At 65.1% G+C, this 20835-nt stretch carries 18 protein-coding genes and 1 pseudogene; 9 read left to right on the forward strand and 10 right to left on the reverse strand.

All coding sequences use genetic code 11. From position 1 onward, the window contains the following. Window positions 1–3: 3 nt before the first annotated feature. The 3 genes and pseudogenes from AC1DWU_RS02035 to AC1DWU_RS02045 form a co-directional block, all read right to left on the reverse strand. Window positions 4–1035, reverse strand: a complete 1032-nt coding sequence (locus AC1DWU_RS02035; RefSeq protein WP_477148286.1) for a sulfate ABC transporter substrate-binding protein — start codon at window positions 1033–1035, stop codon at window positions 4–6. A 299-nt stretch (window positions 1036–1334) separates the two neighbouring features. Further along, window positions 1335–1763, reverse strand: a complete 429-nt coding sequence (locus tag AC1DWU_RS02040; protein WP_477148287.1) for an RrF2 family transcriptional regulator — start codon at window positions 1761–1763, stop codon at window positions 1335–1337. A gap of 507 nt (window positions 1764–2270) precedes the next feature. After that, window positions 2271–4100: pseudogene (locus AC1DWU_RS02045) on the reverse strand (cation:proton antiporter domain-containing protein); the annotation flags it as partial. 269 nt (window positions 4101–4369) lie between these two features. On the opposite strand from AC1DWU_RS02045, the gene AC1DWU_RS02050 reads away from it, so the two are divergent. Continuing rightward, the gene (locus tag AC1DWU_RS02050; protein WP_477148288.1) at window positions 4370–4855 is read left to right on the forward strand and encodes a GFA family protein; all 486 of its coding nucleotides are present in this window, start codon (window positions 4370–4372) and stop codon (window positions 4853–4855) included. Window positions 4856–4910: 55 nt separating this feature from the next. Here the strand turns inward: AC1DWU_RS02050 and AC1DWU_RS02055 are convergent, their stop codons facing one another. From AC1DWU_RS02055 to AC1DWU_RS02065, 3 genes are all read right to left on the reverse strand, one after another. Further along, entirely contained in the window at window positions 4911–5918 is a 1008-nt protein-coding gene (locus AC1DWU_RS02055) for a zinc-dependent alcohol dehydrogenase family protein (RefSeq protein WP_477148289.1), read from the reverse strand. Window positions 5919–5987: 69 nt separating this feature from the next. After that, the gene (locus tag AC1DWU_RS02060; protein ID WP_477148290.1) at window positions 5988–6278 is read right to left on the reverse strand and encodes a 4a-hydroxytetrahydrobiopterin dehydratase; all 291 of its coding nucleotides are present in this window, start codon (window positions 6276–6278) and stop codon (window positions 5988–5990) included. Window positions 6279–6378: 100 nt separating this feature from the next. Then, window positions 6379–6699 (reverse strand): hypothetical protein, encoded by a 321-nt coding sequence (locus AC1DWU_RS02065; protein WP_477148291.1) that lies wholly within the window; start codon window positions 6697–6699, stop codon window positions 6379–6381. Window positions 6700–6784: 85 nt separating this feature from the next. Between AC1DWU_RS02065 and AC1DWU_RS02070 the strand changes: the two genes are divergently transcribed. Continuing rightward, window positions 6785–7228, forward strand: coding sequence for a MarR family winged helix-turn-helix transcriptional regulator (locus AC1DWU_RS02070; protein ID WP_477148292.1), 444 nt, complete (start codon window positions 6785–6787; stop codon window positions 7226–7228). Here AC1DWU_RS02070 and AC1DWU_RS02075 read toward each other — a convergent pair. Then, window positions 7225–8244, reverse strand: a complete 1020-nt coding sequence (locus tag AC1DWU_RS02075; RefSeq protein WP_477148293.1) for a LacI family DNA-binding transcriptional regulator — start codon at window positions 8242–8244, stop codon at window positions 7225–7227. The two genes, AC1DWU_RS02070 and AC1DWU_RS02075, sit on opposite strands and share 4 nt — an antisense overlap. A gap of 174 nt (window positions 8245–8418) precedes the next feature. Beyond that, the gene (locus tag AC1DWU_RS02080) at window positions 8419–9234 is read right to left on the reverse strand and encodes an aldo/keto reductase (RefSeq protein ID WP_477148294.1); all 816 of its coding nucleotides are present in this window, start codon (window positions 9232–9234) and stop codon (window positions 8419–8421) included. Window positions 9235–9442: 208 nt separating this feature from the next. On the opposite strand from AC1DWU_RS02080, the gene AC1DWU_RS02085 reads away from it, so the two are divergent. The 7 genes from AC1DWU_RS02085 to AC1DWU_RS02115 all read left to right on the forward strand — a co-directional run bounded on the left by AC1DWU_RS02085 (window position 9443) and on the right by AC1DWU_RS02115 (window position 17743). Beyond that, the gene (locus AC1DWU_RS02085; protein ID WP_477148295.1) at window positions 9443–10339 is read left to right on the forward strand and encodes a carbohydrate ABC transporter permease; all 897 of its coding nucleotides are present in this window, start codon (window positions 9443–9445) and stop codon (window positions 10337–10339) included. Beyond that, window positions 10336–11268 carry a carbohydrate ABC transporter permease gene (locus tag AC1DWU_RS02090; RefSeq protein ID WP_477148296.1) on the forward strand — a complete coding sequence of 311 codons (933 nt, stop codon included), beginning with the start codon at window positions 10336–10338 and terminating at the stop codon, window positions 11266–11268. The genes AC1DWU_RS02085 and AC1DWU_RS02090 overlap by 4 nt, the downstream gene beginning before the upstream one ends. A 3-nt stretch (window positions 11269–11271) precedes the next feature. Then, window positions 11272–12369: an ABC transporter ATP-binding protein gene (locus AC1DWU_RS02095; RefSeq protein ID WP_477148297.1), complete on the forward strand. Its 1098-nt coding sequence runs from the start codon at window positions 11272–11274 to the stop codon at window positions 12367–12369. Between the two features lie 48 nt (window positions 12370–12417). After that, complete coding sequence (locus tag AC1DWU_RS02100) at window positions 12418–13683, forward strand: ABC transporter substrate-binding protein (RefSeq protein WP_477148298.1); 1266 nt, start codon at window positions 12418–12420, stop codon at window positions 13681–13683. A 68-nt stretch (window positions 13684–13751) separates the two neighbouring features. Next, window positions 13752–14231 carry a VOC family protein gene (locus AC1DWU_RS02105; protein WP_477148299.1) on the forward strand — a complete coding sequence of 160 codons (480 nt, stop codon included), beginning with the start codon at window positions 13752–13754 and terminating at the stop codon, window positions 14229–14231. 236 nt (window positions 14232–14467) lie between these two features. Next, entirely contained in the window at window positions 14468–16798 is a 2331-nt protein-coding gene (locus tag AC1DWU_RS02110; protein ID WP_477148300.1) for a putative bifunctional diguanylate cyclase/phosphodiesterase, read from the forward strand. 153 nt (window positions 16799–16951) lie between these two features. Then, window positions 16952–17743, forward strand: a complete 792-nt coding sequence (locus tag AC1DWU_RS02115) for an N-acyl amino acid synthase FeeM domain-containing protein (protein WP_477148301.1) — start codon at window positions 16952–16954, stop codon at window positions 17741–17743. A gap of 65 nt (window positions 17744–17808) precedes the next feature. On the opposite strand, the gene AC1DWU_RS02120 is transcribed toward AC1DWU_RS02115, so the two are convergent. Both AC1DWU_RS02120 and AC1DWU_RS02125 read right to left on the reverse strand, forming a co-directional pair. Continuing rightward, window positions 17809–19713: a glycoside hydrolase family 127 protein gene (locus AC1DWU_RS02120; RefSeq protein WP_477148302.1), complete on the reverse strand. Its 1905-nt coding sequence runs from the start codon at window positions 19711–19713 to the stop codon at window positions 17809–17811. A 49-nt stretch (window positions 19714–19762) separates the two neighbouring features. Further along, window positions 19763–20827: a LacI family DNA-binding transcriptional regulator gene (locus tag AC1DWU_RS02125; RefSeq protein ID WP_477148303.1), complete on the reverse strand. Its 1065-nt coding sequence runs from the start codon at window positions 20825–20827 to the stop codon at window positions 19763–19765. Window positions 20828–20835: the final 8 nt, after the last annotated feature.

Below are 20835 nucleotides of genomic sequence, written 5' to 3' on the forward strand. Positions count from 1 at the left end.
GCATTACTGCGCAGGGGTGTAGACCTGGTCAAAGATGCCCCCGTCCCCGAAATGCTTGGGCTGCGCCGTCTTCCAGCCGCCAAAAAGCGGATCATCAATAGAGATCAGATCGATCTTTGGGAAGGCCGCGACGAGCGCCTGGTCGGTAACGATCGACGGGTCGGACGGGCGATAGTGGTTCTTGGCCGCCAGCGTCTGGCCCTCGGGCGAGTAGAGATATTCGATATAGGCCTTGGCGAGATCGGCGGTGCCATGCGCTTCGACGTTCTTGTCGACAATGGCGACCGGCGGCTCGGCGAGGATCGAGGACGGCGGATAGACGATGTCGAAATTGTCGGCGCCGAATTCGTCCTGCACGAGGTAGGCCTCGTTCTCCCAGGCCAGCAGCACGTCGCCCAGTTCCTTCTGCGCGAAGGTCACGGTCGAGCCGCGGGCGCCGGTATCGAGCACCGGCACGTGGCTGTAGAGCTGCTTGATGAAATCGGCGTCCTTGGCTTCGTCGCCGCCGAAGGTCTTGTTGGCGTAGGCCCAGGCCGCGAGGTAGTTCCAGCGCGCACCACCCGAGGTCTTGGGGTTCGGCGTGATCACTTCGACCCCGTCCTTGATCAGGTCACCCCAGTCGGCGATCGCCTTGGGGTTGCCCTTGCGGACGAGGAACACGATTGTCGAGGTGTAGGGCGTCGAGTTGTTCGGGAACTCGGCACGCCAGTTCTCGTCGATCAGCCCGGACTTCTTGACGATGGCGTTGATATCGCCTTCGAGCGCCAGGGTGACGACATCGGCCGCGAGGCCGTCGATCACCGCCTGGGCCTGCTTGCCCGAACCGCCATGGCTCTGTTCGATGGTGACGTTGCCGCCATTGGTCTCTTTCCAATGCTTGGCGAACGCCTCGTTGAACTGCTCGTAGAGCTCACGGGTCGGGTCATACGAAACGTTGAGCAGGGTCTGGTCCGCGGCGCGAGCCGTGACGGCGCCGGTGAAGGCGAGCGCTACGGCAAGGCCGCCAAGCGCGAGAATCTGGGCCGTTCTCTTCATCATGTCCTCCTGGTGAAGATTAACTACCGTAACTCTACCTGGTTAGTCGGCATTCTCAAGGAAGCCGCAGGTTGCGGTGGCACAGCGAAGCGGAATAGCTTTCTCTGGGAAGGCTAGCAGCAGCATCGCCATTGCGCAAACCTCGAATTCACCCCTCTGGATGAGCATGGCTTTGCGCGAGAGTGAAACCGCGTTCAGCCGCGGGTTGGGTGCAAACGCTCAGGGCTGGCAGCGGGTTGCAGGAGTTGCCACGCCACCATCGCCCACCAACCGGGCCGGTGATCGAGGGGACCCTAGCGCTAAACCAGTTCGTCCTTGGCCATCACCGCGTCGGCCAGCGTCGTCTGGTCGAGCACTTCGCGGGTGGCGATCGTCACCCGGGCGAAGACGTGGCGGATCTCGCAGCTCGCTTCCTCGGCGCAGTCGACGCATTTGCGATAGGCGATCTTAGAAAGGCACGGCAGCGGCGCGATCGGCCCATCGATCAGTCGCAGCACCTCACCGAACGTCACCTGCTCGGGCGCCCGCAGCAGCACGTAGCCGCCGAGCCGGCCGCGGCGGCTCATGACGATGCCGGCGCGCTTCAGCTCGAGCAGGATCTGCTCGAGGAACTTCTTGGGGATCGCCTGACCGCGCGAGATCTCGGAGATCATCACCGACTCGCCGGCGGGCACCTTGCACAGTGCCACCAGCGCCCGCAGCGCGTATTTTGCCTTTTGCGAAATCATCGCGGGCTTTGTCCGATGCGGCCGCTAACTCGACCGCCACGCTAGGATATACCGAGTCCGGCGTGAACAAACCATTGCCCGGAAGGCTCAAGCCTTCTCCTCGTCGGCGACCGGCGGTGGCACCTCGGGATTGAACGGCACGCCGGGGGTCGTCGCAGGCCGGTTCGGGCGCACCACCGGCACGACCGGCGCGTCGTCGACCGCTGCGGGTATGGCCGGCTCTGTCTCGACTGCGGACTCGACAACTGCGACTGCCGCGCCATCCAGAGCCTCGAGTTCGGCGATGTCCTCGGGCTCGACCGCTTCCTCATCCGGTTCGGCCGGCGCTTCAATCTCAGCCGACAGTTCAGGTTCGGCATCAGGCTCTTGGCCATAAGCCGGCACCACGGCCGGCGGCTCCGCCGGCCCGGCATCCGGGTGCTGAGCTTCGGCCTGCGCCGCCTCTATCGCCTCGGCGAGGAGGTTCGGATCCGACGGCAGCTTCGTCGTCAGGCCGGCGGCAGCCAGCGGCGCCAGCACCGACTCGACGGCATCGGAGGCGGTTATCTCCGCCACGGCCTTGCTGTCGCGGTTGATCACATCGACCATGCCGAGGCCGATCTCGCGTTCGCCGAGGATCACCACATCGGCGCCGAGCGTCTTCAGGTGCGTCTCTTCCTCGTCCGAATGCGCCCGCGCCACGATCAGCAGCTTGGGGTTCTGCTTGCGCGCCTGCTCCACCGCCTGCCCGGCCTCGAACGCATTGGGGATGGCGATCACCACCGTAGTGGCGCCGGCGACATTGGCGAGCGTGAGCACCTTCGAGGCGGCGGCGTTGCCGACCACCACTTCGATGCCGAGCGCACGGGCCGCATTGGCCCTGCCCTCCGCATCCTCGACCACGAGGAACGGCGTCTTCGCTTCGAGCAGTGCCTCGCCGACCACGGAGCCGACCCGGCCGAAGCCGACGATGATGACGTGGCCCGTCTGCGCCGTCGGCACTTCCGTCGGCTCTGTCTCGGTCGGTGCCTCGGCGGCCGCCGCCCGCGGCGCCGCAGTCACGAGGTCCGGCTCGGTACGCTCGGCGGCAGCCCCGCCCATTGCCTCGGCCGGCCGGCCGAAGCGGTGCTCCAGCGCCGGCCGCAGCAGGTCAAGCACGACGAAGATCACCGGGTTGAGGATGATCGAGATGATGGAACCGGCGAGCACCAGGTCACGTCCTTCGGGCGGCAGGATGCCCAGCCCGACGCCGAGCGCCGCGAGGATGAACGAGAACTCGCCGATCTGCGCGAGGCTCGCCGAAATGGTGAGCGCCGTGCCCACCGGACGGCGGAACGCCACGACGATGAGGAAGGCGAGGATCGACTTGCCGAAGATGATGATCAGCACCGTCGCCAGCACCGGCAGCGGATCGCGCAGCAGGATCGTCGGGTCGAACAGCATGCCGACAGCGACGAAGAACAGCACCGCGAAGGCGTCGCGCAGCGGCAGGCTTTCCTGCGCCGCGCGATGCGACAGCTCGCTTTCCGATAGGATCATCCCGGCAAAGAAGGCGCCCAGCGCCAGTGACACGCCGAAGAGATAGGCCGCGCCGGCCGCAACGCCGAGCGCGATGGCCAGCACGGCAAGCCGGAACAGTTCGCGGCTGCCGGTATGCGCGGTGTAGTGGAGGATGGACGGGATCACCCGGCGGCCGACCACCAGCATGAAGCCGACAAATGCCGCAAGCTTGACCACCGTCACCGCCAGGATGCCGACAATGCCGAGCTCGGTATTGAAGATGCGCTCCACGAAATCGACGAACGGATCGTGCAGTGTCGCAGCTTCCACGCCGTTGAGGCTGGCAATGGCCGGGATCAGCACCAGCGCCAGCACCATGGCGAGATCTTCGACGATCAGCCAGCCGACCGCGATGCGGCCCTTCTCGCTGTCGACCATGTGCCGGTCCTGCAGCGCCTTGAGCAGCACGACGGTGGAGGCAACCGACAGCGCCAGGCCGAAGATCAGCCCGGCACCCAGCCCCCAGCCGAGCAGCATCGCGAGGCCAAGCCCCATGATGCTGGCGCCGCCGATCTGCACGATGGCGCCAGGGATGGCGATGGCCCGTACCGACAGCAGGTCCTTCAGCGAGAAATGCAGCCCCACCCCGAACATCAGGAGGATCACGCCAATCTCGCTCAGTTCGTTGGCGAGCGAGGCGTCGGCGACGAAGCCGGGGGTGAACGGCCCCACCAGCACGCCGGCGACGAGGTAGCCCACCAGCGGCGGCATGCGGAACCGATTGGCGATCGCGCCGAGGATGAATGCCAGCACCAGACCCACAACGATCGTCGAGATCAGGGGTGTACTGTGCGGCATAAGCGGAACCTCCGGCGGGAATTACCCTGAAACTGGTTGAAGTGAGTGAGAGAGCGAAGATGGGCCATCGCGCGCCCCTCCGCAAGCCAATGAGGCCGGGAAAACTGCGGCAAAATCATGGGTGTGCCGGAGATTGGGGGCCGACTTTCGTCGCGGATGCGGCCTGAGATGCCAGCCCAGACACCCGAGGGTGATGGCGTGGGGGTGCCCCGCGATGTGCTTGAGAAGCGCCGACCCGAGGCTATGATCGGCTGACGAGGGAGAAAGCGATGACCTATCCGCTGAGAGGTGGGTGCGCGTGTGGGCACGTCCGCTACGAGTTGCTGGATACGCCGATGTTCGTCCAGTGCTGCCACTGCCTTGACTGCCAGCGGCAGACGGGCGGGGCGTTCGTCATCAACGCGATCATCGAGGCAGATCGCATGAGGACCACAGGGGCCGATCCCGTAGCGGTGCCCGTGCCGGCGCCTAGTGGCGAGCCTCACATCGTCTTCCGCTGTCCAATTTGCCAGGTTGCGGTCTGGAGCGACTACGGGAACAAAGGTTGGCGTCGGTTTGTCCGCGTCGGGACACTAGACGATCCCACCGCGCTCCTACCACAAGCCCACGTCTTCGCCCGATCCAAGCAGCCGTGGATCACCCTATCGCCCGACGTTCCCGCCTTCGACATCTACTACGAGGACGACCTCTGGCCCGCCGCTTCAATGGAGCGATTGCGGCGAGGTTTTGCCCAGGCAGAGAAGCCCCACGGCTGATGATGGGGTGTGGCGTGGCCGGGATATCCGCCCATCGCCTCCGCGCCGTCCCTACTCACCCCACCATGATCAGCTTGATCTCGCCGAACCGTGGCGCCTCGCCGATAGCCGCAGGCACCTCGTCGAGCCTGACGGTACGGGTGATCAGCCGGTCGACCGACAATGCCCCCTGCGCGATCAGCTCGGCGGCGCGGGGATGGGTCAGCGGATTGAGCCAGGCGCTCTCGAGCCGCAATTCCTTGGTCAGGAGCTCGAACGGCGCCACGGCCACCTTCTCGCCCTCGGGCACCACGCCGAAAAACACCGCCGTGCCGCCGCGCCTCGCCATGGCGATCGACTGTACGAATGTCTCGCCCACCCCGGCGCATTCGAGCACCACATCGGCACCTCGCGGCAGGATCGCCGCGACCGCCGCTACCGGATCGGCCCCGGCATCGACCACGTGATGTGCGCCCAGTTCCAGCGCCAGCGCCCGCCGCGGCGCCTGCCGGGTGGAGAGCACCACCGTGCCGGCTCCGGCGAGCAGCGCCAGCTCGACCATCAGCAGCCCGATCACCCCACCGCCGAGGATCACGACGGAGCCACCGGACGGGATGCGGGCCACGTCGATGGCGTGGAGACAGCACGACACCGGCTCGCAGAATGCGCCGTGCAGCGGATCGAGGCTCGGCGGCAACGCCACCGCCTGGCTCTGCGGCACCAGTACATACTCGGCGAAGCCACCATCACGGTGCACCCCGATGGCGCTCAGCTCGTGGCAGAGATTGGGGCGCCCGCCGAGGCAATCGTCGCACGCGCCGCAGGCGATGTTCGGATCGCCGGTGATCCGCGTGCCGATGCGGAAGCCCTCGACTTCGGCTCCCGCCTCCTCCACGAGGCCGGAGAACTCATGGCCCAGCGTCACCGGTTTGGCGGTGGGAAACTCACCGCGGTACATGTGCCGATCCGAGCCGCAGATGCCGCAGGCCTCGACCTTCACCAGCAGGTCGTGCGGCCCCGGCACCGGCCGCGGTAGGTCCTCGACGATCATCCGACCTGCTGCATGGAGCCGCGCTGCCCGCATCTCATACCTCCGCCCTCGCGCCATCATGCGGCAAGCCTGGGCGGATGCAAAGGGTGGACGCGGGCGCCGTCAGATCATCAGCCGGTCGACCTTTTCGGCGAGCTTCATGTCCTTTTCGGTCAGCCCGCCCGCCGAGTGCGTGGTGAGCGTGATCCGCACCTTGTTGTAGACGTTCGACCATTCCGGGTGATGGTCCATCTTCTCGGCGGCCAGCGCCACGCGGGTCATGAACGAGAAGGCCTCGGAGAAATTCTTGAACTTGAAATCGTGGCTGATGGCGTCGGTCGTCGGGTCGTAGATCCAGCCATTGAGCTTCTGGAGGGCGGCTTCGCGGGCGGCAGGCTCAAGCTTATCGACCATTATCAATTTCCTCGGGTGTATGAGTCGCAAGACTGCGGCCGCATAACGCCCGATCCGTGGCAAGCGATCCGGCGCCCTCCGTGGAAGGCGCCGGATCGGGTCACGCCGCGAGCCCCGCCGCATCGCCCGGTACGATGCGCGACACCAGCCCGCGCTCTTCGCCACCGGAATCGACATAGGCAATGCGGCCCGGCTCGACATCGATCTGCCAGTCGGCGCTCGGACCATCGGTCCAGTCGACATGGTAGCCGGTGTCGGTGAGCCGCCAGGTGCCGCTGCGCCGGGTGCCGTCTGGCAGTCCCATATGGGCTTCATCGGCGGTGCGATAGTAGACCGCCGCCTCCTTGCCCGGCCCCATCCCGATATAATGCGTGCTGCCGACCAGCAGCGCGCTCAGCGTGTTGCGATCCCTTACGATCATCTGTGCATCCTTTCCTGGGCCTGCTGGCGATCGGCGGCGCGCCGTGCTAGTCAAGCGGCTTGACGATCTATCCGCGGAAACGAATGTGGTCAAGTCCCTTGACGATAATGATCTGAAGAGCATCAACCACATCGGCGTTGCCCTGTGGCGGGCGGCGCATGACTGGCGCAACCGGATGCGGGCGGAACTGGCGGCGCGCGGCTATCCCTGGCACCAGAGCGCCGCGGGCGAAGTGCTGGCGCACCTGGGACCTTCGGGCATCTCGCAGGCGCTGCTGACCGAGCGCATGGGGCTGACCAAGCAGGCGGTGCAGCAGCTGGTCGACCAGTTGGAGGCACAGGGGGTGGTCGGCCGGGCGCCGGACCCCAATGACGGCCGCGCCAAGCGCATCGTGCTCACCGAACTGGGGCTGCGGGACTTTGCCGAACGTAACCGGGTAAAGCGGCTGATCGAGGCGCAATACCGCGAGAAGCTGGGGCCGGAGGCATTCGCGGCGTTGGAGGCGGCGCTGGCGAAGCTGGCCGATTAGCGCTCCGGCTGCGTCGATTCCCGCACCACGAGGTCCGGGTCGATCTGCGTCACCCGCGGCTCCGGAAGTTCATCGCCGGCGGCGATCAGGCGCATCAGCCGCTCGACCGCCATGCGGGTGACCGTCTCGACGGCGTAGTTGACGCTCGAGAGCGGCACCGAGGCGTATTCGGCGTATTCGATATTGTCCATGCCGACGATGGCCAGGTCCTCGGGCACTTTCAGCCCGTGCTTGAGGCACCAGCGCAGCACCCCGATGGCAAGGGAATCGTTGGAGGCGAAGACCGCCGTCGGGCGCTTGGCATTGGTCATCAGCGTATCCACCGCCCAATAGCCGCGCTCTACCGAGTTGCCCAAGGGGTCGATGTGGAACTCCGGCTTCGGGCGGATGCCCGCCTCCTCCATCGCCTGCCGGTAGCCCTCGCGCTTTTCGAGGTTGCCGTTGGGGTCGGCGCTGTCGATGATGCCGATCTCGGTGTGGCCGATATCGATCAGGTGCCGCGTCGCCTTGTAGGCGCCGCGCCGCTCGTCCATGCACACCGCATCGATCCCGGCATCGGGATCTCCCACCAGCAGCACGATCGGATAGTTGGCGCGACGTAGCACGCGCAGGTGGTCGAGCTTTCGGTGCGTCGTCGGATAGATCAGGATGCCGTCGACCTGGCGGGCGCGGACCAGCTCGATCGCCCGCAGCTCGTCGTTGAGATTATTGTTCGACGTGGCGAACAGCGTGCCGTAGCCGCGCGCGGCCAGCGCCTTCTCGATCGCCTGCGCGGTGTGGGTCAGCGTCGGGTTGTTGATGTCGGTCAGCACCAGGCCGATGGTCTTGGTCTCGCGGCTGACCAACGACTTGGCGATCTGGTTGGGCAGGTAGTTGAGCTCGGCAGCGGCGTTGCGGATCAGCAGCCGAGTGGGCTCCGGGATGCGCGGGCTTTCGCGCAAGGCCAGCGACACCGTGTTGGTCGAGAACCCGGTCTTGTCGGCGATGTCCTTCAGTCGAACGATGGACTTGCCCATGCGACGAGCCGACCCCTTATCCCGCGTGCGCAGCAGCGCCCTGCAATGGCGAGGCATTAGCGCATTTCAGCGTCGTATTACCAAGGAAAAGCAGATTCTTCCGCGACTTCCGCGAGATCCCGTACGATTTCATACGAACGCTAATACGACAGGACAGCTGTACCATCGCGTCCCTCAGTCCCATTTCGGGCTCCATGACGGATCGATTTGCCGCGCGCCCCGATCCACGCCTGCAATGGTGGCCATCTCGTCATCGGTGAGCTTCAGCTCGCGTGCGGCAAAATTCTCGGCGATCCGTTCATGCTTGCCGGAGGTCGGGATGACGATCAGCCCCTGCTGGAGCGAAAAGGCCAGTGCCACCTGGTGCACGGTTGCGCCGTGCCGCGCCGCGATCGCCTCGATCTCCGGCACGCCGGCGCAGGCGCCGCGCGCCAGCGGCAGGTAGCAGGTCACGGAGATTCCGTTGGCGTTGCAGTAGTTTACCAGCTTCTGGTTCTGCAACAGCGGGTGTCGCTCGAACTGGTTGTTATCGATCTTGCCGGGCCCGGCGATGCGTTCAGCCTCCTGCAGGTCGGCGATGGTGAAGTTGGAGCCGCCGATCAGCCGGGTCAGCCCACGCGCCTGCGCCTCGAGCAGTTCGGGGAGGTAACCTGCCATATCGAGCCGACCGCCCGGCCCCACCGGCCAATGGATCAGCGTCAGGTCGAGGCTCTCGACGCCGAGCGTGTCGCGGCTCTCTTCCAGTGATGGGATCAGCCGTCCGGGGGCTGAGTTGCGGCCATCGATCTTGGTGGTGAGGAACACCTCATCGCGCTTGAGGCCGGAGCGCTTCAGCGCTACGCCGCATTCGTGCTCGGTGTCGTAGCCCTGCGCGGTGTCGAGGTGCCGGTAGCCGAGCTCAAGCGCGAACAGCAGCGCCTCGATCCCCTCCGCCCCGGTCCGGCCATAGGTTCCGAACCCCATCGGCGGAATATTGCTATTCGTCGTCAATCACTTGCCTCCTAGACAGCGGAGCGTTCGTCACCCACGGCATCCCCCGGTGTCTTGTCGCCCGGATGCCACTTTTGCACCAGCCGCAGATTCCCGGTTGACGCCTCTCATTCGCTTAGTTTAACGATAATACAGGTTGGCTGACAAGCCGCCAGCGGGAGCGTTCGACGGCAGTGGGGATTGCCGAAGAATGCCGGGGAGGGAGCGAATGGTCATTCGGTGGAGCCGATGGTCGCCGCAGCTTGCGCTGATCCCAGCTGTCGCGGTGACCGCGGTGGTGTTCATCGGCGGCATCGTCTGGACCATATACCTGTCGCTGACCCGCAGCCGGCGGCTCCCCGAGTACACCATCAACTGGGAAGAGTGGTCGCGGAACTACGATCGCATCTTCAAGGACGAAGGCTGGCAGATCTCGCTCAGCAACCTGATCGTCCTCGGGCTCGGCAGCGCGCTCGCCATCGTCTTCGGCTTCATCCTTGCCGCCATGATCGAGCGCGAGCGCCGCGGTGAAGGCTTCTTCCGCACGCTCTTCCTCTATCCGCTCGCGGTGTCGCTGATCGTCACCGGCGTCGCCTGGCGCTGGATCCTCAACCCGACGCTGGGGCTCGAGCATTTCCTCCACGGCCTCGGCTTCACCTGGGTCGATTTCAACTGGCTGGCGAATGGCGATACCGCGATGTACGCCATCATCCTCGCCTCGATCTGGCAGAGCTCGGGCTTCTACATGGCCCTGATGCTGGCCGGGCTCAAAGGCATCAACACCGAGATCTGGAGTGCCGCGCGCCTCGATGGCGTGAGCCTGTGGCGGCTCTATCTCGAGATTATCGTGCCGATGATGAAGTTCACCTTCCTCACCTGCGCCATCCTGCTCTCGCTCGGCGTGGTCAAGGCCTACGACATCGTCATCGCCATGACTAATGGCGGGCCCGGCCAGTCGACCTGGGTGCCGGCCTATTTCACCATCAATGCGCTCGGGCCCAAGGGCAATCTCGGCTACGCCTCGGCCGCCGCCACCATGATGCTGGCGATCACGCTGGTGATCTTCCTGCCGCTGGTGGCGATCACCGCACTCAGTCGCCGCCGTCGTGAGGAGACCGCAAAATGAGTTCCCTCACCGCCCCGCAGCAGGCGCTCGGCGCCGAGATCGTCGTATCGCAGGCGCCGTACTTCCCGCGGAAGAAGAAGGCGATCTCGGCCCGCTCCATCGCGGTGCTCGGCTTTCTCACCATTTGCGCGCTGTTCTTCTGCGTGCCGCTCTACGTGGTGCTGGTCACGTCACTGAAGACTATGGACCAGATCCGGTTGGGCGAGATCTTCTCGCTGCCGACCACCATCACCTTCGAGGCCTGGGATCTCGCCTGGAACCACGCCTGCTCGGGCATCAAGTGCAACGGGCTGAAGGTCGGGTTCTTCAACTCGGTGATGATCCTGTTCCCCTCGCTGATCCTGTCGATCGGGCTCAGCTGCATCACCGGCTATGCGCTGGCGCTGTGGAACGTGAAGTGGGCCAACAGCTTCCTGTTCTTGCTCTTCATGTGCGCTTTCGTGCCGTTCCAGATCCTCATGTACCCGCTGATCGTGCTCTCGGCGAACCTCCAGATCTACTCGACGCTCTGGGGCATCGCGATCGTGCACGCCGTGCTCGCCATGCCGGTGCTGACGCTGATTTTCCGCAATTACTACCAGGACGTGCCGCAGGAGATCATCAGCGCGGCGATGATGGATTCCGGCTCGTTCTGGCGGGTGTTCTTCGAGATCATCCTGCCGATGAGCGGCAACATCCTGATCGTGGTGCTGATCCTGCAGATCACCTCGATCTGGAACGACTATCTGATCGGCGTCACCTTCGGCGGCATCAACAACCAGCCGATGACCGTCATCCTCGCCAATACCGTGGTCGTTTCAACCGGCACGGCTTCCTACAACGAGGACATGGCGGCGGCGCTGCTCACCGCCATCCCGCCGCTCGTCATCTACTTCTTGCTTGGAAAGTTCTTCGTCCAGGGCATCACCGCCGGGGCGATCAAGGGTTAGCTCATGCCACGCGTTTCGTTCGAACACATCCACAAGAACTACGGCGCGGTGACCGTCCTCAGGGATCTCAACCTCGAGGTCGACGACGGCGACTTCCTCGTGCTGCTCGGCCCCTCCGGCTGCGGCAAGACCACGCTGCTGAACCTCCTCGCCGGGCTGCTCGACGTCACCGATGGCCGGATCATGATCGGTGAGCGCGACGTCACCGACCTCGATCCTAAGGATCGCGGCCTCGCCATGGTGTTCCAGTCCTACGCGCTCTATCCGACCAAGACGGCACGTGGAAACCTCAAGTTCGGCCTCGCAGCGTCGAAGCTCCCGGCGGCCGAGATCGACAAGCGCATCGCCTGGGCGGCAAAGCTGCTGCAGATCGAGCCGCTCCTCGACAGGAAGCCCGCGCAGTTGTCGGGCGGCCAGCGCCAGCGCGTCGCCATCGGGCGGGCACTGGTGAAGAATGTCGGCGTCTTCCTGTTCGACGAGCCGCTCTCGAACCTCGACGCCAAGCTCCGCACCGAGATGCGGCTCGAGATCAAGAAGCTCCACGACGAGCTGAAATCCACCATCGTCTACGTCACCCACGACCAGATCGAGGCCATGACCATGGCCACCAAGATCGCGGTGATGGATGGTGGGGTGATCCAGCAGTTCGGCACCCCCGACCAGATCTACGAGCACCCGGCCAACCTGTTCGTCGCCGGCTTCATCGGCGCACCGTCGATGAACCTGAGGCCTGCCACGCTGCGCAAATCCGATGGCACCGTTGCCGCCGAACTCGACGGCATCCGCTTCGATCTCGGCAGCTATCCGTTCAAGACCGCCCCCACCGATGGCGCGCCAGTCATCCTCGGGCTGCGGCCGGAGCACTTCGGCGCCCCAGGCGAAACGCTGCCCGGCGCGGCTGCCACCTTCACCCTGCCGGTCCAGTACACCGAGCGCACCGGCAGCGACGCCACGGCTTATCTCAAGCATGGCGAGAACCTACTCGCCATCCGCGTCGAACCCTCGAGAACCGCCGGCCTCAGGCAGGGCGACGCGGTCTCCGTGCCCTTCGCCCGCGGCAAGGCCAACGTGTTCGATGCCCGCAGCGGGCAGCGCCTCTAGCCAACAGCAGTTTCAGACGTGCCGACGCATCAACGAGGAGGATTGACGATGCTGAACAAAAACGTGATGCCGAAGAAGACTCTGGCCGGCCTTGCCGCCGCCCTCATGCTCACCGCCCTGCCACTCGCCGCACACGCCACCGACGTCACCGTCTATCACGGCTGGTCGTCGCCGGCCGAAGTCGGCGCGCTCAATGTCCTGAAGAAAGGGCTCGAGGCGAAGGGCGACACCTGGACCGATTTCGCCGTGCCGCATGACACCGGCTCCAACGTCACCCTGATGGGGCTGGTCACCGGCGGCAACCCGCCGAACCTGTTCATGGAATCGAGCCCCGGCGTCTATCGCGACCTGCGCGGCCTCGGCCTCGCGAAGGACCTGACCGCCTGGTACACCGAGAATGGCTATCTCGATAAGCTGCCGGACTCGGTGAAGAAATCGATCACCGTCGACGGCGAAATCGTCAAGGTGCCGACCGCCATCCATATCGACGGCATGGTCTACTACAACATGGAGGTGGCGAAGGCCGCAGGGGTCGATCCGGCCGCCTGGACTTCGCTCGACGCCATGTTCGCCGATTTCGACAAGATCAAAGCGGCGGGCTACATCCCGATCGCCATCGGCGCGCAGCAATGGCAGATCGGCTACCTGACCCACGCCCTCGCCGGCGCCATCGGCGGGCCCGAGTTCTACACCAAGATCTATGGCGAAACCCCCGATCCGGCGGTGCTCGACACGCCCGAAATGAAGACCCTGCTCGAGACCATCCGCAAGTTCCAGCAGGCGGCCGATGAGGGCTCGCCCAACCGCGACTGGAACGTCACCACCAACATGGTGATCACCGGCAAGGCGCTGATGCAGCTGCACGGCGACTGGATGAAGGGCGAGTGGACAGCCGCCGGCAAAGTCGCCGGTACCGACTACGGTTGCGTGCCAGTGCCCGGTGCGAAGGCCGTCGTCGTGACGGTCGATGCCTGGGGCCTGCTCGGCAACCAGGCTGCTGACATCGACAAGGCCGAGCTGGATTTCGCCTCGGTGGTACTCGATCCGGCAATCCAGGGCGAGTTCGCCAAGGTAAAGGGCTCGACCCCGACCCGCCTCGACGCTCCGGCCGAGGCGCTCGACCTCTGCTCCAAGAACGTCCTCGAGGTGCTGAAGGACCCCACCCACCAGGTGCCTAACCCGCACAACACCGCAGATGCGGACTGGCAGAACTCGATCTGGGACGTGGTGTTCGGCTTCTGGAGCGACCCGGCAATGACGGTCGACGATGCGATCGCCAAGATGAAGGAGAACTACGAGACCATCCTCGGCTGATCTCCTCCTGGCCGGCGGCCCCTTCCTTCCCAGAGGGTCGCCGGCCCCACCATCGTGAGGACTTCGAAATGGACAAGCGCCTGCTCGACGAGGACGAGATCATGCAGATCTGCTTCGTCACCGATGACGTGGTCAAATCGGCGAACTGGTTCTCCGAGCTGACCGGCAAGCCGGTGCCCGAGATGGGCAAGGCCGCCGAGCCCGACGAGGCGAAGGCGATCTACAACGGCCGCCCGGCCGCGGTCGGCTGCAAGATCATCATGTTCAAGTTCGGCAACATCGATTTTGAGTTCCTCGAACCCGGGCCGGAAAAGAGCGCCTGGCGCGACCTGCTCGATGAGCGCGGCCCGGGCTGCCACCACATCGCGTTCAGGACCCGGAACCTCACCAAGCGCGACGCCTATCTCGAGGGCAAGGGCCACCGCCTGCTGCAGCGCGGCGAATTCGACGGCAGCCACGGGCGCTACGCCTACTACGACACGGTGCCGCAACTGGGCGCCATGATCGAACTGCTGGAGTTCGACGGGGACAAGGAAGCGCAGCCCTAGGAGCTGTCTTCGTCCTCTCTCCTACCCACTGCGCCACCCCGGCGAAGGGCGGGGACTGTGCCGAGATGCCCCAATCCGGGCGACTGGTACCAATTGGCCAAACGAAGCATAAACCATCCGAAGCAATTGGGCCCCTGAACACCGCCCCTGCGTCGCGCTTGGGTGCTGGCTTACGCTGGCCTGAAAGCAGGCATTAACGCCTAACCGGGCAAGATCACCGGACCTTGGTGAGGTCTATGTTCGAGCCAGCGCACAAGTCACTGCCGCCTGTCGATTACGTCTCGATGATCCGGTCGCTTTACGCGGACCGGCGCGTCATGATGCTTGGCGCCTTGTCGTCTGCGCTTGTTGCCGCCGTTGCCGGCCTCGAAGGCAACTCCTGGGTGCTGCTCGCCGTCGCCATCGGATTTGCCATTGTCGGCGTCGCCCGCGACATCGACATGCGCGCCTTCGAGAAATCCGACCTGGCGGACGACGATGTCGCCACTGCCACCCGCTGGGAACTGCGCGCCACCGTCGGCGCCGCGGCCATTGCGGCGCTCTACGGCTTCTGGATGAGCTACAGCTTCCTCGTCGTGAACACCGCGTTCGCCGAGATGAGCTCGCTCTCGGTCACCGTCGCGGTGCTGGTCGGCGTCGCCGGCCGCAACTTCGCCATCGATCGCCTCGTCACCAGCCAGGTGATCCTGATCGGCGCCGGCATGGCCATCGCCATGCTGTTCGATGGCGCATTGCACACCGCCATGCTCAGCGTGGTGCTGATCGCCTTCGTCGTGTCGCTGCGCAAGGTTTCGGCCAATATCCGCGCCATCCTGTTGCGCGCCGTGCACGGCCGTATCGAGGCCACCCGCCTCGCCTCCGAACTCGATGCCGCGCTCGAAACCATGCAGCATGGCCTCTGCATGCTCGACGAGAACGGCCTGATCGCTGTCGCCAACGATCGCGCCGAGCTGGTGTTTTCGAGCTTCATGCCCGGCAACTGGGCCGGTCGGCCGTTTGCCGCAATGATCTCCGCCGCAGCCACGCGCGGCAGCATTCCGCAGCGCTCCGCCACCCAGCTGATGGACACCGTCACTGCCGGCGACGGCGGCAAGGTAGTGCTGCGCCTCTCCGACGGGCAGTTCTGCGAAGTCACCGTGTCGTCGCGCCTCGACAAGACCGTGCTGCTGTTCGAAGACATCACCGAGCGCGTGAAGGCCGAAGAGCGCATCAACTACATGGCGCATTACGACACGCTGACCGGCCTGCCCAACCGCGCCTACTTCACCGAGCAGGTCGAGGCCGACCTCGAACGCCGGCGCCACCATGGCGACAAGCGCCCCAACGACATGGCCATGCTGATGATCGTCGATATCGATGACTTCAAGCATGTCAACGACACCATGGGCCACCTGATCGGCGACCGCGTGCTGATCGAGACCTCCGAGCGGCTGAACCGGGTACTCGGCAAGGACAGCCTCGTCGCGCGCCTGGGCGGCGATGAGTACGTCGTCTACCGCTCCGGCGGGGTGCAGCTTTCCGACACCGTCACCGATCCCGAGGCTATCCTCGGCGGCTTCCGCGGCCCGTTCGAGGTCGAGGGCGAAGTGTTCTCGGTCAATGTCTCGGTCGGCGTGGTCACGCTCACCGACGGCAGTGACGACATGGACGCGCTGATGACCAAGGCCGACCTGGCGCTCTACAAGGCCAAGGCGCTGGGCAAGGGACGCAGCCAGGTGTTCCACGACGAGATGGACACCGACTACCGCTACCGCCAGCGCCTCAAGGCCGAGCTCAAGGCCACCGTCGCAGCAGGCAACCTATCGCTGGTGTTCCAGCCGATCGTCGACCTGAAGACCAGGCGTGTGGTGAGCTGCGAGGCCCTGGCCCGCTGGCACCACCCCGAACTGGGCTCGATTCCGCCGTCGCTGTTCATTCCGATCGCCGAGGAAACCGGCCTCATCTCCGAGATCAGCCGCTGGGTGCTGGCTACCGCAACTGCCGAATGCCGCAACTGGCCCGAGGAAGTCTCGGTGTCGGTCAACATCTCCGCCCGCGATTTCCGCAACGCCGACGTGGCCGGGATGGTCAAGAGCGCGCTCGCCGGCTCCGGCCTCGACCCGCAGCGCCTCGAGATCGAGGTCACCGAGACCGCCGTCATCGAGGAGCGCGCCGCCGCCACCAAGATCCTCGCCAAGCTCGCCAAGCAGGGCATCGGCATCGCCCTCGACGATTTCGGCACCGGCTACTCCTCGCTGAGCTACCTGCAGGCGTTGCCCTTCACCAAGCTGAAGATCGACCGCTCATTCGTCATGGACATCGCCGAGAACCCGCGGTCGCTGAAACTGCTTTCGAACGTCGCCCAGCTCGGCAAGGACATCAACCTGACGGTCACGGCCGAGGGCGTCGAGACCGAAGAGCAGCTGAACCTGATCGCCGAGCACTCGAAGGTCGACCAGATTCAGGGTTATCTGTTCGGCGTGCCGCTGCCGCGTCGCGAAGTGGCGGAGCTGATTGCCCGCATGGCCGCCCGGGCCACCGTCGAGCGGGTCATGACGGTTGGTGCGACTAACCGCAAACGTGGTTAAGACCGCTTAACATCTTCTGAAATCAATAGAATTCGGCGCAACGCACGGCGCATTGCGTGCTTATGCGTAAATGGCGCGGCCTCTGTGCGCATTTGGCAATTTTATTATGCCTAACGAAAGGTTAAACTCTTATCGAAGTTTGCGGAGTTCTCTATGCGTTCGGACGTGGAAGGTTCGGCAGCGGCGTCAGCTGCCCCGGTGTCTCGCTTCGCCGGCACGCTCATGGAAATACTCGATCGCGTTGAATACTCGCGCGTTCGCATGGATGTAACCGACAATCCGATCTACCGGTTGCGCTACGAAGCTTATCGCCGCGAAGAGTCCGTGCCGTTCAACGACGCCGGAATAGTCGTCGACGACCTCGACACTGCTCCCAACGGCATGAGCTTTGGGGTCCATATTGACGGCGAGCTGGTCAGTTCTATTCGTCTGCATCACGTAAGTGCCAAGCACCCGTTCGGGCCGTCGATGAAAAGTTGCCCTGATGTGCTCGAGCCGCTGCTCGCGCGGGGCGAAACTTTCATCGATCCCTCGCGCTTCACCGCCGACTACGAAGCATCGCTGGCCTACCCCGCGCTGCCGTTCCTGACGCTCAGGATCGCCGTGATGGCTTCGCTGTTCTTCAAGGCCGACGCCTGCCTGGCGCTGGTCCGCCCCGAGCACACCGCCTTCTACCGCCGGGTGTTCGGTTCCGAGGAGATGTCGGATGTCCGCGTCTACCCCGGCCTCGCCTTCCCGGTGGCGCTCTACGGCGCCTATGTGAACACCAAGCTGCCGGCAACGCTGCGCCGCTATCCGTTCTTCATGTCGACCGAGGAAGAGCGCGAAAAACTGTTCGCCCGCGCCATGGACGAGCACTTCGAGGTGCCGCAGCGGGCGAGCTCGCGCCTGGCCTATGAGCGGGCGCTGCTGGAATCGCAGTTTGGCGGGCAGGCGGCGGAGTAGGCGTCCCTCTTCCCTTCTCCCACAAGGGGAGAAGGTACACACCTGCGTCATCAGTGGCAGAAGGCTCAAGCCTCCGGGATCCACACTACCATCGAGCCCTGCCCGCGGTTGGCCCAGAGGTAATACGGCAGCGCCGTGAGCGTCGCCGGTGCGTCCTTGGGTGGGCTGGTGCGGTAGAGCGGCTTGAACTCGCCCTCGTCCACCGCCTTGCCGCCGGCCGTCAGTTGGATGATGCCGTCGAACAGGTTCGACTGCTTTACCGCGATCTCGCTCTGCCGCGGCAGCTTGAAACGCTGCACCGTGCCGCCCGGATTGTCGGCCTCCTCGAGGCAGTAGACCAGCGGGCCGCGGGTCAGCGCTACGCGGCCGACATCCATCACCACATGCGGGTTGGCGTAGACGCGCTCGACCGGCATCGGCAGCTCGAGGCTGATCTTATCGCCCTTCTTCCAGGTGCGGTGGAGGGTAGCGTAGCCGTTCACCGGCGACAGCGTCACCGCCTCGCCGTTGACCCTGGCAGTCGCTCCCTTGCACCAGCCGGGGACGCGCAGCTTCACGTCGAACGCCTTTTCCGCCGCCGGATCGATCTCGATGGCGATATCGCCCGACCACGGATAGTTCGAGACCTCGCGCACCGCCACTTCGGTGGCGCCGACGTCGAGCTTGGTCGAGATGCCGCCATAGAGGTGGAAGGCAATGCCGTCCGGTGCGGTCGAGACGAAGTAGCCGCCGACCGAGGCGACCAGCCGTGACACGTTCATCGTACAGCATGGGCAGGTGTGCCAGTCCCAGCGGGTCGGCGTGCCGTTGCTCTCCAGCGGGTTCATGTAGAAATAGTGCTCGCCGTCACGGCTCAGGCCCGAAAGCGCGCCGTTGAACAGCGCCGTCTCCAGCACGTCGGCGTACTTGCCGTCGAGATCGAGGTGCAGCATGCGCTGCGCCCAGAAGATCAGCGCCACCGAGGCGCAGGTTTCGGCGTAGGCGGTCTGGTTTGGCAGGTCGTAATCGAAGGTGAAGCCCTCGTTATGCGCCGACGGTCCGAGGCCCGCCGTCACATACATCTTGGTCTCCATCACGTCCTTCCACAGCGTCTCGCACGCCGCCTTGAGGCCCGCGTCGTTGAGCTCCACCGCGAGGTCGGCCATCGCCGTGTACATGTACATGGCGCGCACCGCGTGCCCGACCACCTTGTCCTGCTGGCGCACCGGCTTGTGCGACTGCGAGTACTCGTACGTTCCCTGCACGTAGCGCTGCCACTCCCAGCCCTTCTTCTCGCGCTCCTCGCGCTCGACGTCGAAATAGTGGGGGTTCGGGTTGCCGCGCTCGTTGATGAAATAGGCGGCGAGGTCGAGGTGTTTTTTCTCCTTGGTCAGGTGATAGAGCTTGATCAGCGCCAGCTCGATCTCCTGGTGGCCACAATAGCCGCGCTTCTGCCCCGGCCCGGTGCCGAAGTTCTGGCGGATGTGTTCGACGTAGCGCTCCATGACATCGAGCCAGCGCCGCCGGCCGGTGGTCTCGTAGTAGGCGATGGCGCCTTCGAGCATGTGGCCGGCGTTGTAGAGTTCGTGATTGTCGCGCATGTTCGACCAGCGCTTCTCGGGCTCGCGGCCGAGATACCAGCAGTTGAGATAGCCGTCCGGCGCCTGCGCCTTCTCGAAATCGTCGACGATCGCCTCGATCTTGGCCTCGATATCCGCATCGCGCTTGTGGCTCAGCGCGTAAGCCGCGGCCTCGATCCACTTGCCCACGTCGCTGTCCCAGAACACCTGCACGGTGAAGCCGTTGGCATGGCGCGGAAAGCGCAGCGGCGGCGGCGGGCTCGGCAGCTTGAGCGAGTCGAGATAGCCGTATTCGACCAGCTTCTTGTGCTGGCTGGGGATAGTGCGGGCGAGCACGGTGTCGAGCCGTTCCTTCCAGAAGTCGCCCTCGAGGCGGACATCGACAAAACGCACCGGATGATACTGGCTCATTGCAACTCCTCTTGGCCCCACCGCCGAGCAAGCGGCCGGGCGACTAGATTCAATCCTGTCCGCTGGTGGATTCGCGCACCATCAGCGTGCAGGGCAGCCTGCGGATGCCCCGCGCCTTCTCACCGCCGATCATGTCGATCAGCAGCCGCCCGGCCTCGTGGCCGAGCGCCGAGAGATTCATGTCGACACTTGTGAGCGGCGGCCGCGCCGCGTTGGTCATGACTTCCCAATTGTCGAAGCCGACCACAGCTACGTCCTGTGGTACGGCGATGTGGCGCTCGCGCAGCGCATCGACCACGCCGCGGGCAATCAGGTCGTTGCCGCAAAAGATCGCGTCGGGTCGTTCGGCCTGGCCATCGAACAGCACCGCCACCGCGTCGCGGCCCCATGCCTCGGTCCACTTGCCCGAGAGATAGAACTCGGGATGCGCGGCGAGCCCGAGTTCCGCCAATGCCGACAGGTAGCCGCGGTGCCGCAACTGCACGGCCTCGAAATGCTCGGGCCCGGTGACATGCGCGATCCGCGTCTTGCCGATCTCGCCCAGGTGCTTCACCGCCAGCCGCGCTCCGCCCTCGTCGTCGGGCAAGAGGCACAGCGCATCGCGATCATCGGCCTGCGAGAATACGTAGATCACCGGCAGCCCGGCCGGCAGCGGGCCGACCGGCGGGCGCTTGTCGGCGCGGCGGGCGGTGACCACCAGCCCGTCGATGCGTTTGCCCAGCAACTGGTCGAGATGCTGCCGCTCGCGCTCCGGATCGTCGGTCGCGTTGCACATGAAGATGGCGATGCCCTGGTCAGCAAACTGCTCCTCCAGCGCCTGGAAGATCGGCAAGGTGAAGCGGCCGAACGAGTCGGTGGAGAGCACCCCCACGGTCATCGAGCGCGTCCGGTGCAGGCTCTGCGCCATGTCGTTGGGCCGGTAGCCGATCTCCCGCGCCACCGCCGTCACCTTGTCGCGCGTCTCCTGCCTGAGCCGCCCGTTCGAGTTCAGCGCCTTCGACGCCGTGCCGATCGACACCCCGGCGATCCGCGCTACGTCACGGATGGTCGGGCCATGGCGGCCGGTGCGTTCGGTTGGCGGGGGGCTTGGCAATGGGCGTGGCGCGTCGGTCATCGCGGGTC

The sequence above is a fragment of the Devosia sp. P2_G7 genome (assembly GCF_056403495.1).

What these genes read in the sequence shown, in the direction of transcription:
- AC1DWU_RS02035 (WP_477148286.1), bottom strand. Translation starts at nt 1,035, where the DNA reads ATGAAGAGAACGGCCCAGATTCTCGCGCTTGGCGGCCTTGCCGTAGCG.
- AC1DWU_RS02040 (WP_477148287.1), bottom strand. Translation starts at nt 1,763, where the DNA reads ATGATTTCGCAAAAGGCAAAATACGCGCTGCGGGCGCTGGTGGCACTG.
- AC1DWU_RS02050 (WP_477148288.1), top strand. Translation starts at nt 4,370, where the DNA reads ATGACCTATCCGCTGAGAGGTGGGTGCGCGTGTGGGCACGTCCGCTAC.
- AC1DWU_RS02055 (WP_477148289.1), bottom strand. Translation starts at nt 5,918, where the DNA reads ATGCGGGCAGCGCGGCTCCATGCAGCAGGTCGGATGATCGTCGAGGAC.
- AC1DWU_RS02060 (WP_477148290.1), bottom strand. Translation starts at nt 6,278, where the DNA reads ATGGTCGATAAGCTTGAGCCTGCCGCCCGCGAAGCCGCCCTCCAGAAG.
- AC1DWU_RS02065 (WP_477148291.1), bottom strand. Translation starts at nt 6,699, where the DNA reads ATGATCGTAAGGGATCGCAACACGCTGAGCGCGCTGCTGGTCGGCAGC.
- AC1DWU_RS02075 (WP_477148293.1), bottom strand. Translation starts at nt 8,244, where the DNA reads ATGGGCAAGTCCATCGTTCGACTGAAGGACATCGCCGACAAGACCGGG.
- AC1DWU_RS02085 (WP_477148295.1), top strand. Translation starts at nt 9,443, where the DNA reads ATGGTCATTCGGTGGAGCCGATGGTCGCCGCAGCTTGCGCTGATCCCA.
- AC1DWU_RS02090 (WP_477148296.1), top strand. Translation starts at nt 10,336, where the DNA reads ATGAGTTCCCTCACCGCCCCGCAGCAGGCGCTCGGCGCCGAGATCGTC.
- AC1DWU_RS02095 (WP_477148297.1), top strand. Translation starts at nt 11,272, where the DNA reads ATGCCACGCGTTTCGTTCGAACACATCCACAAGAACTACGGCGCGGTG.
- AC1DWU_RS02100 (WP_477148298.1), top strand. Translation starts at nt 12,418, where the DNA reads ATGCTGAACAAAAACGTGATGCCGAAGAAGACTCTGGCCGGCCTTGCC.
- AC1DWU_RS02105 (WP_477148299.1), top strand. Translation starts at nt 13,752, where the DNA reads ATGGACAAGCGCCTGCTCGACGAGGACGAGATCATGCAGATCTGCTTC.
- AC1DWU_RS02110 (WP_477148300.1), top strand. Translation starts at nt 14,468, where the DNA reads ATGTTCGAGCCAGCGCACAAGTCACTGCCGCCTGTCGATTACGTCTCG.
- AC1DWU_RS02115 (WP_477148301.1), top strand. Translation starts at nt 16,952, where the DNA reads ATGCGTTCGGACGTGGAAGGTTCGGCAGCGGCGTCAGCTGCCCCGGTG.
- AC1DWU_RS02120 (WP_477148302.1), bottom strand. Translation starts at nt 19,713, where the DNA reads ATGAGCCAGTATCATCCGGTGCGTTTTGTCGATGTCCGCCTCGAGGGC.
- AC1DWU_RS02125 (WP_477148303.1), bottom strand. Translation starts at nt 20,827, where the DNA reads ATGACCGACGCGCCACGCCCATTGCCAAGCCCCCCGCCAACCGAACGC.